Annotated in this window: 15 protein-coding genes and 1 other RNA gene; 5 read left to right on the top strand and 11 right to left on the bottom strand. The window is 68.3% G+C overall.

What is annotated here, in order from left to right; all coding sequences use genetic code 11:
• Nucleotides 1-313: 313 nt before the first annotated feature.
• Entirely contained in the window at nucleotides 314-616 is a 303-nt protein-coding gene (locus tag BZB76_RS08945) for a GntR family transcriptional regulator (protein WP_121433824.1), read from the bottom strand.
• An 83-nt stretch (nucleotides 617-699) separates the two neighbouring features.
• Here BZB76_RS08945 and BZB76_RS08940 point away from each other — a divergent pair, with 83 nt between their 5' ends.
• Together BZB76_RS08940 and BZB76_RS08935 are read left to right on the top strand one after the other, a co-directional pair.
• Nucleotides 700-984, top strand: a complete 285-nt coding sequence (locus tag BZB76_RS08940; protein ID WP_121433823.1) for a hypothetical protein — start codon at nucleotides 700-702, stop codon at nucleotides 982-984.
• Nucleotides 977-1,222, top strand: a complete 246-nt coding sequence (locus BZB76_RS08935) for a hypothetical protein (RefSeq protein WP_121433822.1) — start codon at nucleotides 977-979, stop codon at nucleotides 1,220-1,222. Before BZB76_RS08940 ends, BZB76_RS08935 begins: the two co-directional genes overlap by 8 nt.
• Here the strand turns inward: BZB76_RS08935 and BZB76_RS35780 are convergent.
• The 7 genes from BZB76_RS35780 to BZB76_RS08895 form a co-directional block, all read right to left on the bottom strand.
• Entirely contained in the window at nucleotides 1,167-5,063 is a 3,897-nt protein-coding gene (locus tag BZB76_RS35780; RefSeq protein ID WP_121433821.1) for an NlpC/P60 family protein, read from the bottom strand. The two genes, BZB76_RS08935 and BZB76_RS35780, sit on opposite strands and share 56 nt — an antisense overlap.
• 195 nt (nucleotides 5,064-5,258) lie before the next feature.
• Complete coding sequence (locus BZB76_RS08925) at nucleotides 5,259-5,717, bottom strand: bifunctional DNA primase/polymerase (RefSeq protein WP_211342912.1); 459 nt, start codon at nucleotides 5,715-5,717, stop codon at nucleotides 5,259-5,261.
• A gap of 668 nt (nucleotides 5,718-6,385) precedes the next feature.
• Nucleotides 6,386-6,763: a DUF7715 family protein gene (locus tag BZB76_RS08915; protein ID WP_121433818.1), complete on the bottom strand. Its 378-nt coding sequence runs from the start codon at nucleotides 6,761-6,763 to the stop codon at nucleotides 6,386-6,388.
• Nucleotides 6,763-7,146: a hypothetical protein gene (locus tag BZB76_RS08910; RefSeq protein ID WP_121433817.1), complete on the bottom strand. Its 384-nt coding sequence runs from the start codon at nucleotides 7,144-7,146 to the stop codon at nucleotides 6,763-6,765. The genes BZB76_RS08915 and BZB76_RS08910 overlap by 1 nt, the downstream gene beginning before the upstream one ends.
• Nucleotides 7,147-7,281: 135 nt before the next feature.
• On the bottom strand, nucleotides 7,282-7,476 hold the full coding sequence (locus tag BZB76_RS08905) for a hypothetical protein (RefSeq protein WP_121433816.1): 195 nt from the start codon (nucleotides 7,474-7,476) through the stop codon (nucleotides 7,282-7,284).
• A 13-nt stretch (nucleotides 7,477-7,489) separates the two neighbouring features.
• The gene (locus BZB76_RS08900; protein WP_121433815.1) at nucleotides 7,490-8,179 is read right to left on the bottom strand and encodes a hypothetical protein; all 690 of its coding nucleotides are present in this window, start codon (nucleotides 8,177-8,179) and stop codon (nucleotides 7,490-7,492) included.
• Between the two features lie 12 nt (nucleotides 8,180-8,191).
• Nucleotides 8,192-8,560, bottom strand: coding sequence for a helix-turn-helix domain-containing protein (locus BZB76_RS08895; RefSeq protein WP_121433814.1), 369 nt, complete (start codon nucleotides 8,558-8,560; stop codon nucleotides 8,192-8,194).
• A gap of 156 nt (nucleotides 8,561-8,716) precedes the next feature.
• Between BZB76_RS08895 and BZB76_RS36340 the strand changes: the two genes are divergently transcribed.
• Nucleotides 8,717-8,845 carry a hypothetical protein gene (locus BZB76_RS36340; RefSeq protein ID WP_281273858.1) on the top strand — a complete coding sequence of 43 codons (129 nt, stop codon included), beginning with the start codon at nucleotides 8,717-8,719 and terminating at the stop codon, nucleotides 8,843-8,845.
• 245 nt (nucleotides 8,846-9,090) lie between these two features.
• Here BZB76_RS36340 and BZB76_RS08890 read toward each other — a convergent pair whose 3' ends face one another.
• Both BZB76_RS08890 and BZB76_RS08885 read right to left on the bottom strand, forming a co-directional pair.
• The gene (locus BZB76_RS08890) at nucleotides 9,091-9,375 is read right to left on the bottom strand and encodes a hypothetical protein (protein WP_121433813.1); all 285 of its coding nucleotides are present in this window, start codon (nucleotides 9,373-9,375) and stop codon (nucleotides 9,091-9,093) included.
• A gap of 503 nt (nucleotides 9,376-9,878) precedes the next feature.
• On the bottom strand, nucleotides 9,879-10,094 hold the full coding sequence (locus BZB76_RS08885; RefSeq protein ID WP_121433812.1) for a helix-turn-helix transcriptional regulator: 216 nt from the start codon (nucleotides 10,092-10,094) through the stop codon (nucleotides 9,879-9,881).
• 95 nt (nucleotides 10,095-10,189) lie between these two features.
• Between BZB76_RS08885 and BZB76_RS08880 the strand changes: the two genes are divergently transcribed.
• Entirely contained in the window at nucleotides 10,190-10,675 is a 486-nt protein-coding gene (locus tag BZB76_RS08880; protein WP_121433811.1) for a helix-turn-helix domain-containing protein, read from the top strand.
• A gap of 2 nt (nucleotides 10,676-10,677) precedes the next feature.
• Nucleotides 10,678-11,889 carry a tyrosine-type recombinase/integrase gene (locus BZB76_RS08875; protein ID WP_121433810.1) on the top strand — a complete coding sequence of 404 codons (1,212 nt, stop codon included), beginning with the start codon at nucleotides 10,678-10,680 and terminating at the stop codon, nucleotides 11,887-11,889.
• A gap of 70 nt (nucleotides 11,890-11,959) precedes the next feature.
• Here BZB76_RS08875 and ssrA read toward each other — a convergent pair.
• Nucleotides 11,960-12,332: a transfer-messenger RNA gene (ssrA, locus tag BZB76_RS08870) on the bottom strand.
• Between the last annotated feature and the right edge of the window lie 311 nt (nucleotides 12,333-12,643).

Below are 12,643 nucleotides of genomic sequence, written 5' to 3'. Positions count from 1 at the left end.
CCAAGACGCGCCCACGCGTGTGCACGCGCGAGGATTGTGCACTTTCCCGACCGTCAGCGCCCGCGTGACTGCACAGTAGGGCGGGGTTGGACTCACGTGTCTAGGGAGGGCTGGAACGGGCCTGTGCGGGCCGCTGAGAGGGTTCCGGTCGCGGTGGGTGTGGCATCGTGGGCGACCAGAGCGGCGACGCGAACCCGTGCCGGGGCTAAGCGTCGCCGCTCTGGCATGTGTCCGGCCTGGGGGCGGCCCAACGCGCGAGTGCACACGGACACGTACGCACGTACACGCGCACACGTACACGCGCGTGAGGCCGCTACTCCTCGGCGTCGTCCTGGCCGTCGTCGCCGGCGAGGGCCTCCAGGGCGTTCTCGGCGATGTACGTTCCACGACCGACGACCGTCATGACCAAGCCACGCTCACGGAGTTCCTGCGCGGCCCGGCGGATCGTGAGATAGGCGACGCCGTACTCGGTGGCGAGGTCCCGTTCCGCGGGCAGCCGCGCACCCGGTCGCAGCTCACCAGCGGCGATACGCGCGGCGATGTGGTCGGCGACCCGCACATAGGTGTACGTGGGTCCGTCCTGGTCGGGGTCGAACGGCGGCGGTGGATCGGCCATGACCCGGAACGTAGGGCTATCCCCACCTGCACAAACTCATAGAAGGCTATGCATGGCCTTACATAGCAGCATACGGTGACGGCGTGAATACTTCCCCGGCACGGGAACCGCGGCTCGTCCACGCGCCCGAACGTCAGATACCCGAGTTCACCCTCTACTTGGAGGAGGACGGGAGTTGGGTCGCCGTCCACAAACGCGACCCCGACCTACGGCTTGCAGCCGCCGACTGGCGAGACCTGTTCTGGGCGTGCACCGCCGCGAGGATCACGGCGACGCTGCGGGAGGCGGCCGAGGAACTCGCCTCCCGCATGGCCGAACCGGGCCGGGCCTGGCGCTGCGGCGACCCGGACGGCGGCCCCCATGTCTGACGGCCGCTACGAGCTGTACGGCAAGAACGGCATATGGATCATCGCCGAGACCGGCGGCCCGGTCGTCGCCGCGTTCTACTCCGTCGACGGGCACCCGGGTTGGTGGCGTGGCCACGCGTTCGGGCGCGTCAAGCGGACGTTCGTACCGGGCGACCCTGACCCCGTGGACGTCGCCCGGCGCTTCATCGACGCCGACCCGTCCTGTCTCGTTGTGCGGCCTGAACCTGCATCGCGGTGAACGCCGCCCGTACCTGCTGCTCGTACGCGGCCCTCGTCATGCCGTCCAGGTGGGCGTGGTACTCGGTCACTGTCCCGCCCGAGGACCCGTTTCCGAGTGCGGCGAGTTGCGCGTTCGTCAAGACTGGTTCGGGTGCGCCGGTGCCGTTGTAGACCAGCGAGGTACCGGTGGGCAGCCACCCGCCGGTGTCGAACTTCAACCCGGCGGCAGCGTTCGGCCACCGCCATTCGTAGTGTCGGCTGATCGGAACCTCACGAACCCGCGCGCCGGTGTACGGGGCCTCGATGATGTGCCCGGGTTTGGACGCCAACACCACGTGCCCCATGTGCGGAAACCCGAGAGCGGCCGGGCGTGGCCCCTCGATATGCCGCGATGCCGGGTACTGCGCGTAGGTGGTCCGCCCGATCCATTTGCGGGCCCCGCGCAGCCACGCCTGTGAGGTGAGACCGGAGCAGTCCAGGCCGTGGTTCCACGATGTTCCGCCCCACACGTACGGCACGCCGAGCTGTGTTCGCGCGGCTCGCACCACGGCGTTGGAACCGCCCCCGATCTTCGACTCCAGCGGCTTGAAGTAGCCGAGGATGCGGGCGGTGAGTCCGCGGACGGCGTTGACGGCGAGGTCACCGAACCCGGTTCCGCCGATCGCTTTCTGCGCGGACGCGACCAGCGGGTTGAACGCCTTGGTCGCGACCTTCACCAGCCCACCGGCGAACCAGCCCTTGGCCGCTTTGAGGAACCCGCCGACGATTCCGCCGAACTTGAAGTGCCCGGCGAACCCGGGCGGCATACCGGGGTCACCGGCCATGCCCAGGTAACGGACAACACCGGACACGCCACCGGAGCGGGCGGCGGCGTTCGCGCCGGTCACGAACTTCTCCCCGACCGCTTTGGTGAACTCCGGCCGGAAGATCGACTCGCCCGGCGACACTGCGGCGAGGAGCCGGTCACGGCCAGGCGCGTACCCGGGCAGGACACCACCGGCGGCGAACCCGCGGATCGGTTCCAGCCGCTTCATCCCCGGGACCAGCTTGGCGACCGCATCCCAGATCTTCACGAGCCCGGAGTTGAAGATCGTGTTCACCACGAACGACACGGGGCCTTTCGCGGCGGCGCGCAGCTTGTCCCATTCGCGGCGGATCGCGTCCACGGCATTCCGGAAATGCGGGGACAGCTTCCGGACCGCCAATCCCATGGCGTCGAAGGCGGGTTGGACGAACGTCCTCCACACCCACCTGATCCCGGTTCCCAGGGCGTTGATGATGGGTTTGGCCTTGGCCCACATGTCCCGGAAATCGGCCACGATCCGGCGGAGTCCGGGACCGAACACGTTCTTCCACAGCCACGTCACGATCGCGGCGAGGACCTTGAACTGGATGATCAGCGGCGCGATCACCACGAACGCGACGATCGAGTACAACCACTTGGCCAAGGTGGCGATGAACCTGAACGCGGGCCTGACCGCGTGTTCCCACAACCACAACGCAACTGCACCGGCGGCCTGGATGATCACGCCCCACGCCTTGAAGTACAGGTTCAGCGCGCCGCCGAGGATCTTCAGATAGGCGACGACGCCTTTCACCGCGAAGATCAAGGCGCTGAACGCCGCCACGATGACCTTGGAGGTGATGTTCGCCATGAGCCGCAACACCGGGACCAAAGAGGTCGCCATGGTCGCCGACAGTTGCGCCACCAACGGCAGCAGCGGCAGCAGCGCGCCCAACAGTTGCGGGATCAGCGGGATCAACGGCTTGAGCGCGGGCAACAGCGACCCGACCGCCATCACCAGCTGCTGCAGCGACGGCATCGCCTGCTGCAACGCCTGCGTGAGCTGCCCGGCAAGCTCGGCGAGCGCGGTACCAACGGCGTCGATGATGGGCCCGACCAGCGGCAGCAGCCCCGACACCAGCGAGGCCAGGAACCGGCCGATAGCGGTGATCGCAGGCACCAACGCCACCACGACCCGGGACACGGCCCCGACCACCACGCCCAGGACCGGGAGCAGCGCGGCGAACAACGGCCGGAAGGTGTCCTGGATCGCGACTCCGACCTTGAACAACAACGTTAGGAGCCCGCCGAGGATCGGCGCGACCAGCGGACCGAGTTGCGACCAGCCGCGGACGATGTTGTCCAGGGCCTGGATCATCACCGCCGAGAACCGTTGGAACGCCGGGTTGCTGGTCAACCCGACCGCGAACGAGGCGAACGCGGCCGTCATCCGGTTGATCAGGTTGAGGAACGCGAAACCGATCGGCGCGAACGCACGCGCGATGCCCGCAACCGCGATGATCAGGTTCCCGGTGATCTGACCGAACAGCGTGATCGCCGGTCCCGCCCACCGGGCAAGGTCGGCGGCGAACTGCTGGAAGAACGGTGACTTGAGTCCGGCGGCGAGGCTATCGAGGAGCCCATCAACCGCCTTCGCAGCCGACAACACGATCGGTGTCAGCGTCGGCAGCAGTCCGCGCAGGAGCCCAATACCCTTGATCAGCAGCGGCAGCACGGCAGGCTGCAACGCCCGCGCCCACTCGTTGAACGCGCCCGTCAGGCCCTTCCACGCGACCGCGAGTTGCCGCTCCAACGGCGTCAGCTTCACCAACTGTCCGGTCAGGCCACCGGTCGCCGTGGACGCCCGCTGCGACGCCTGCGCCAACGCCCGACGAGCTGACGCGATCTGGTCGGCGGACTGCTGGTCGACCCGCGCGACATTCGCCCGCGCATTCGACAGGGCACGTTCGGACTCGCCGATCCTGCGGTTCGCCTCGTGAAGGCGGTCCCGCGCGGCCCGGACCTGGTCTGAGCCTTCGACGCCGGCCTTCCGCGCGGCTCTCTCGTCCTGAACCAACCGGACAAGGGTGAGATGCTGCTCCTTCTGCTGCTGCTTGGCCCGGTCGACGGCGAGTTGCTGCCGGGCGAGCTGGTCTTTGGTGGCCTTCGGATCGGCGCGAAGCCGCGCGAGTTCCTTCTCGGCGTCGGCGACGTCGAACGCGGCCTGCCGCTCGTCCAGGCGGGCATCAGCGAGGTTGTTCGCCAGGTCCTGCAACTGTCTGCGTGCCTCGCCACGCGCCCGGTTCAGGTCGTCCTGCGCCCGCTGCGCCTGCCGCTGCGCGTCGGCGACTTGAAGCTCCGCCGAGCGGACCTGTTCCAGGGCCTGCCGGTGCGCGAACGCCGCGTTCCGCACGGCGGCGGAGAGCTGCTGACGCGCAGACGCAGCCGCGAACGCCTGCTGCGACGCCTGCTGCGACGCGGCCCCGGACGCCTTGGACGCCTGCGCTTCCTGTTCCAGCGACTCCCGCACATGCGAGATCGCCGGTACCGCCACGGCGGCCAGGCCCCCGAACCCGGCGGCTGCGCCCGCGAGCGGCCCGGCGAGGCCGACGATCCCGGCGCCGACCGCCGCCAGTTGTGGACCGCCCAGCGTCCCCACCGCGAGCATCGCCGTCCGCAGCGTGAACAGCGACGCCAACGCCCCGCCCACGTCCACATCAACCCCGGCGTGCGCCCGCTGCCCGTCGACCCGCGACAGTTCACGGTCGACCAGCAGCAGCGACGCCAACGCCGCAGCAGCGTCCGCGTTGATGTTGATGTTGATCCGGCGGCCGTCCAGCCGATCCAGGACCTGGACGAGTTGCGCCAATTCCGCCATCGAACCGGCGACGTCGACCTTCACCTCGACCTTGACCGCGCGGCCGTCCAGCCGATCCAACGACCGGTTCAGGGTGACCAGTTGCCGCGCCGTTTGGCCCGTGTCGAGCCGCACCGGGACCGGTTCCAACCCGGCGTTGATGCCGCGTTGCAGCGACCGGCCCCACTCCTCACCGATCCGGACCAACCGCGGTGCCATGCCCCGCAGGTCACGTTCAACGGCCCGATGGAAGCCGACCAGCGAAGGCCGGACAGTGATGAATGCAGCGCCAACTTCGACCGCCACGCCGAGCACCCTTCGGGAGTGCTGGCGGGCACTATCGGGACGTGATCAGCGTCCTAGAGCTGGTCAGGCCTGACGAATTCGGTGACGTCTACGCCACCACAGGCGACGCTAGGCGGCGCAGAGGGCGGCGACGGCGGCGGTCATGTCCGCCAACCTGGCCGGTGCGCCCTCGAACCGGTCCCCCGTCACACAGATGAACCGACCCGTCCCGTACACCTCGGCCCTACCACCGTCCAAACGCACGTGACGGCCCCGTACGACGTCGGCGAACCCGAACACATGCAGGCCATCCCCCGACGGGGACACCTCCACGTACGTCGCCGGGAACCGGTCGAGCAGTCTCCGCGCCCACGGCGCCACTTCACCGGCCTCAAGGCAGTGGTCCAGGTCGACGCACACAATCCCGTCGCCGTTCAGGACGAACCCCAGCCCGGCGCCCGTTCCACTCGCTAGAGCCTGCCGATACGACGCCCACGTCGCCGGGTTCGTCGAGCTCGCCGCGCGGCCGTCGACCGTCACAGGCACCTTGCGGGCCGTGCGCCGCACCCACCGGTCACGGCCGGTCATCTCCGCGGGGATGCGTCGCCGCGCCCGGTGCGCAGCGACCCGACAACGACCCGAGCAGAACCGCGCCAACGACGGACGCGACAACAGTGGCATCGGTCCGTCGCAGTGCTCACACTTCGGGTTCGCCATGCCCCCATCCTACCCCCTGTGTAACGGGTACAGGCGGATTGACCTGGCAAGATGAGGACAGACGTTGCGCTCACGATGCGTAGTGACCCGTACAAGCCCAGGTCAGGCCACTAGCCCAGACCCGTACAGAGGGGCAGGCGCAATACGCTTGCGGGCTCGTGTCCGGATGATCAAGGGGTCGCCCCCCAGGGTGCTCGTGACGGGGCGTCATAGCAGGCCAGGGTGCCGTTCGGGTGGCCGGTTGCGTGGCTTGCGGTTGGCTCGGCGAGCGGTTGCGGCCTGCTGTCCGGTGATCTTCGCATGGTGTCGGTGGCACAGCAGTACCAGCATCTCTAGCCGGTGGTCGCCGGGTGCGCCGCGGTGGTGGACCTCAAGCCGGTCGACGCTGCCGCACACGGTGTCGCCGTCGACCCATCGGCAGGACTGGTCACGGCGACGGACGTGTTCGACCCGGGCCGGCCAATCGACCGGCCGTGGCTCGGTGCGCCAGTTGCCGGACTCGATCCGCGGTCGCGGGTCACGCTGAATCTTGCGGGCCATCACGCCTCCAGTGCGTCGAACACGTGCGCCTCGTCCTGGAGTTGGACGGTCACGAGTGTCCCGGCGGGGAAGTCGGAGGCGACGTCAGCGAGAGCGCGGGCCTCGTCCTCTGCGCCTGCGCGGTCCCAGCCCCACACGTCGACGAGGAACGAGGCGTGCGCGTCGATGTAGTCGGCGAGGGTCATGTCCTTGTCGGTGACCTCGGCGAGGGTGGTGCCCTTCCGTGTGGTCATCCCGGCGAGGGACCGTTCGCAGCCGCATCGGCCGTCCTGCCCGGAGGCGCACACGAACGGGCGGTACAGCAGTTCACCGGGCAGGGTGGCCACGAACCCGCCGTCTCTGGGGTCTTGGGTGTTGGGTGCGGTGAGGACGCGCATCACTTCACCTTCGTCTTGCGGGTGCGGCGGGTCGTCCGTTCGGCCTGGCGGCGTTGGAGTTCCTCGAAGTCGCCGCGCCACAGGCCCCGGTCGGTGGCCCATTCGTCTTGTGCCTGCCGGAACTGCTCGCGGCGGCGTAGCGGGTCCTGGGTGAACCCGACGTTGTCGGCGGTCCGGCCTGGCCAGTCGTCGGGGTCGAAGGTCATCAGCCGCGCGGGGATGGTGATCGCGGCGGCTGCGTCGTCGACTCGGCGGCGGGCCGCGGCGTAGTCGTCGGGGTCGACGTCGCCGGTCTTGCGGATCAGTTCGCAGAGCGCGTCCAGCTCCTGGTTCGCTTCCCGCCACTCGACCGCGGCGGGATAGTCGTCAGGCTTGGGTCTCACGGGCTCATCCCTTCCTGCGGGACGGTCGGGCACCGGGCTCTACTTCGGCGCCCGACCGTCCCCACCTGCGGCGACCGCGACACGTCCGGGTGAAAGCGAGAAACCCCCCGGCCGTGTCCGTCGCATCTCGGGTGCCTACGCCGAGCGGTCGACCTGGTCGATGACGTCCCGGACGGTCGGCTTCTGCCCGGTCCCGTCGTACACGGTGCCGTCCGGGCGCTCCACCGGCGGCGGCTCGTCCACTGAACGCGGAACCATGAACTGCATGGCGTTGCGGGCTCGCAGCCGCTTCCACGCATCACGTACGGGATCGCCGGTGGGATCGGCCATGACGGGTCCTCTCTCAGAAGTTGGCGGCGAGCCACGCGGCCGGGTCGGCGACGACCCGCCTGACATGCCCGTCACGGAGCACGTGAACGGCGGGTTCCAGTAGGCGCGGCGCAGTGCCGGAGTCGTCACACGCCAGGTTCAGTGCGGCGGCGAGGAGCTCGCCCGGTGCGATCGCCTGATACTCCCGGCCGTCCACGCTCACCATGAACCGCTCGCCGCCCCATTCCTTACGGCGCCACGACAGACCGGCGTTGTCGTCGCTGGTCGGATCCCCGTCCTGGATGCCCTGCCCGACCAGGTAACGACAGTGTTTGATCATTGCTTCGCGGCTGCGAGGCGCACACGCCTCCAACAGCGCGGCGGCCGAACGGCGGACCTGCTCGACCAGCCCGGCGACCTCAGCGGCGCGTGCGGTCCCGGCGGCGGCGAGGAACTCCTCATCCCGCCAGCGGGCCAGTTCGGCACGGCGGCGGGCGCGTTCGGCGTCGTGCAGAGCGCGGGCAGCGGCCTCAACGACCAGTTCGGCACGCTCCAGTTCGTGTGCGGCGTCGCCGTAGTCGCGCGCCGAGACGCCCCCGGAACCGTCCAAGATCCGCGTCTTGAACTCGTCCATCTTCGCCGCGGCCTGGTCCCGGGCCTGCTGCGCCTTGTCGAGCGCCTCCCGGGCCTGCCCGACCGGATCGGCCGTGTTCGCTCTGGCCACCCGTGCCCCTCCCTATCGGCGGTGCCGAACCTCCACCGCGTACGCCGCGGCAGCGTCCGGAGTGATGAACCACTCCCGGCCCCGTTTGGTCGCCGTCAGCCGCTTCTCCCGGCACGCCCGCCGCACCGCGCCGGGTTTCACGCCGAGCAGCCCAGCGACCTCGTCTGTCGTCAGCAACGATGCCGCCAAGTCGACCGGAGAGGCCAGTTCGGTGACGTTCGCGTCACCAGACAGCCGGTAGGCGAGCGCAACCCGCTCGATCACGCGGAGGCCGGCCGAAATCTCGGGGTCGTGGACGTAGGCGCGGCGGAGCCGCTCCCCGGCGAACCGGTCGACCGCTGCGAGGACCCGCGGCGACAGACCCGGCCGGTCATCGGTCACCGGTCACCCGTCCCGGCGGACACGTTCCCGCAGCCGCTCCAACACCTCACGGTCCCGCGCGAGACCGTCCTCGTCACCGTCCTCGTCACCGGAGACCTGCGCGACCAGCACAGCAGCCACGTACGCGAGTTCATGTGCTAGGTCCAGGGCGTTCGCGTGACCGATGATCCCCAGATACCGGGCCCGGTCCTTGCACAGCAGCCGCTCAACGAGGTCGATCGCCTGGAGACGCTGCGCGCGGCTACCGCTCGGATGATCTTCGCCGCCGCGAGGCCCGCGCGCTGAAATCTGCTGCAGATCCGGCCTGAAACGGCGGGAAGAGCCCCCCAAGAACCCCGCAGACGCAGAAGGCGGGCGGTGGGGGTGGTCTGACGACATGTGGTCTACCTCTCTGCGATTTTGGTGTCAAGCAGTGCAGGTCGAACGGGGTCCGGTCTTGTCACGGGTGACAATCGTCTTGATCGTCTTGTCACCCGTGACAATCGTCTGACCTGCGGTTTTGTCACGGGTGACAAACGGACAAATCGGGCTCATTGCTTCTCCCTGCGGATTTGCTCCATGACGCGGTACGCGGTCCGCCACCCGATACCGAGTCGTTCCGCGGTGGCGTGGGCGTCGTAGGAGGGCCAGAGCAACATGCCGATCAACAGCCGCATCCGCTGGACGTTCTTCGCGTCCGGGCCCGTGATCACCTTCTCGATCTCGGCGAGCTTCGCGCGGAGTTCCTGCACTTCGGCGCCGAGTTCCGCGGCCTGGTCCTCCGGGCCGTCCGGGTGCCAGGGGATGCACGCCGGGTCGATCCCGCGGGCGAGCATTGCGCGCTTGACTTCTTGGCCGATGCATCCCTTGTGGCACCGCCACACGACACGCTGCCCACGGGTGCCGCGCGTGATCGTCAGCGACCGCTTGACGTCATCGTGAGCCGGACACCGAGCGTTCCAGTGCCTTTCGTCGCGTGCCATGCGACCGTCAAGCCGCGGCGCGATGTGGTCCGCGATGCAGTCCTCAACCTCAAGATCACATCTGCGCACCGCTGCCCCCGCGGTAGGTGCGGGCGACGCGGATATAGACAAGGCGACCACACGCCCCACGGACACGACGCCCCCGGGCCGCTTCCTCCGTGGGGGCGAGCGCACGATGCCCGAACTTGCACCTCGGGCAGACGAAGGTGATCAGCCACAGCTTGCGGCGGCCGTCCGGCGCGAACAGCGACGCAAACGCCTGCGGCGGCTACGCTTGGGCGTGGTCGTGGTGACCTGTTCGTTGGAGCGGCGCGGTTCCTTGCCGGGGGACGCGCCGCTCTGCGCGTCAGGGGACATCAGGCAGCCGCTCCCCCGTCATTTTCCTGCTCGCGCTCCCACGCACGAAGGTCGCTCTCGCGGTAGAGGACGCGGCGGCCGTAGACGGTTCCCTTCGGGCCAGTTCCGATGTGACGCCAATAGCGCACGGTGGACGGCACGGTGCGGTAACGCGAGGCAACCTCTTCCGTGGTCAGGAACACGTCGTCCCCAGCTAGGGGTGTTTGAGCTTCCATCTCAACCTCCCTGGGGGTGATGGAATCAACCTCTGGAAGGAAAGCATGGGCGAAGTCTGGCCGTCAACCCGACTAAGGGTGTACCGTTCAACCCCATGAAGGGTCCAACGCAACCAACGCACCTCACAGAGGGCGAACCGTCCCCCGAGGTGACGCTTGGCAAAGCGTTGCGGAGCATCAGAGAAGGCCGGGGCATGGCGCAACAGGAAGTTGCACAGGCCATGGTTGCTCGCGGCTTCTCGTGGCTACAGACCACCACAGCAAAGACGGAAGCTGGTCAGCGCCCTTTTCGCGTCAACGAGTTCGTTGCACTCTGCTCCGTTCTAGGCGTAGACCCTGCTGTGCTGATCTCTGAGGTGCAGAGTTCGGGCGATGCCAGCACGGCCGAAGCGATGGCCGAGGTTCGGACCCGCCGTATAGAACTCATGCGCGCGAAAGCCTCGCTTGAGGCCGCTCGTCAGGAGACTGAACGCGCAGAGAGGGACGTGCAGAGGGCTCAGGCCGCCCTACATGAGGCGACCGTTCGACGTGTCTCGCTTGGGAAGAGCAAGGCTGACGATCACGAGAGCCCAGAGGGGTAGCCATGGGACGCCCCCCTCTGCCTGTAGGTACAGCTGGGAAGATCCGCTTCCAGAAGCTGGGCCCGCGGCGCATCCGTGCGCGGGTAAACGTTCGGGATTACGACGGTGAGACACGCGAGGTCACCCGTTTTGGGCACAGCCAACCCGCGGCCGAGCGGGCGCTGAAAGAGGCGCTGCGCGACCGCGTCGGCCCGCCGACGAGCGGTGAGATCACGACAGAGACACGGCTACGCGCCGCGGCGACGCTGTGGCAGGCCGAGATTGCCGAGTCGGACACGCTGACCCCGCAGACGCAGGAGATCTACGAGCGCACCCTGGAAAGGATCACCAAGGGTCTCGGCGGTCTACTGATTCGAGAGATCGACGTTCCGGTGTGCGATCGGTTCATCAAGGCCGTACGCAAGAACCACGGCCCTAGTGCGGCCAAGACGACCCGGGACGTGCTTTCGCTCCTACTCGGAATGGTGGTGCGCCATGGCGCCCTCGACACGAACCCGGTGCGCGAGATCGCGAAGATCTCAACGGGCCGCAAGACCAGGCCGAAGGCGCTGAGCCGGGAGGACGAGGCCGTGATGCTGGCGAAGGTCGCCAGTGACGAGTGCGCCGCCGAGCTGGACGCGGCGGACCTGATCGAGTTCCTCGACGGCACCGGAATGCGCGTCGGCGAGGCCCTCGGCGTACGCGCGGAGGTCATCGACCTGGAGGCCGGAGTGCTGGAGGTCAACGCGACGAGCGTGCGCCTGAAGGGCAAGGGCACGTGTCTCCAGTTGCGCCCGAAGACAGAGGCCGGTTGGCGGGTGATCGCTCTACCGCCGCATGTCGTGGAGCTGTGTCGGCGGCGCGCGGCGACTTCGTGGCCATACGGTGACCGGAAGATCACGGTCATCTGCGAGGACGGCGAAGAGGTCCAGTCCCCGGCCGGGGACGTGGGACTCCTGTTCCCGGGCCTGTTCGGTGGGGTCCGGAACCCGTCCAACGCCAACCGCGACGTCAAGAAGGTGCTTGCCCGGGTGGACACCGAGCGGTTTGGGTGGGTCACCAGCCACACCTTCCGCAAGACGGTCGCGACCCGGCTCGACGAGGCGGGCCTAAGCGCCCGTGCGATCGCTGATCACCTCGGCCACGCGAAGCCGTCGATGACGCAGGACGTCTACATGGGGCGCAACGTCGCGTCCGCCGAAGCGGCCGAGGTTCTTGGGAAGAGGTCGGTCTAAAGTGGGCGTAAAGTGGGCGCGCAGCGAAGAAGCCGCCGACCAGAACATGTCTGATCAGCGGCTTCATGTGCCGTGGAGGTGGCGGGAATCGAACCCGCGTCCTTCGGTGATGGGTCAGGGCTTCTCCGGGTGCAGCCTGCTTGGCGTTTTCTCAGTCCCGGCGCTCACGCAGGCGTGTCGCCGACGGGCTCAGTCGCTGTTTGATGTTCCTGCGGGCCCCGCGACCGGGCTCACAGGTGGAGTCTCCTTACGATGCCAGGCCCCGGGTCGGAGACGCTCCCGGGCTGACAGAGTTCGCTCCTCGCTCAGGCGGCGAGGGCGAACTCGGACTGCTTCTTGTTGGCAGTTATTGGTTTGCTGTCACAGGATTTACGAGGTCACGACAGCAACCCTCGACCCGCTTCCCCTGGCTCGAACGACCGAAGTCGAAGCCGGTCACCCCCATGTTCAGTTGTCAAAGCGGGCGTCCGGGGACGTCCGCACGATGACGTTACAAGGATAACGGGTGAGGGGGCAACGGAATTCCCGTGGAGACACGTGAACCCCGGTGGGCGTGCGCGGTGGCGCGCCCACCGGGGTCGACCGGCAGGGTCGGGCCGGTCCGGACGGCAGAGCCTCCCCCGAGACGAGGCTCTGGTCTCATCACGGCGACTGAGTCCGCAACCCCCCTAGCGGAGTCTCAGTCACCCGTAAAGACGCGTGCGGACGGCGGGGGGTTGCGCACCTTGGGTAAAGAGATCACAAAGCCGTAACA

The sequence above is a fragment of the Actinomadura pelletieri DSM 43383 genome (assembly GCF_003634705.1).
Classification (GTDB): Bacteria; Actinomycetota; Actinomycetes; order Streptosporangiales; family Streptosporangiaceae; genus Spirillospora; species Spirillospora pelletieri.
The sequence above is the reverse complement of the archived record's forward strand: the minus strand, read 5'-3'. Positions and strand labels throughout refer to the sequence as shown.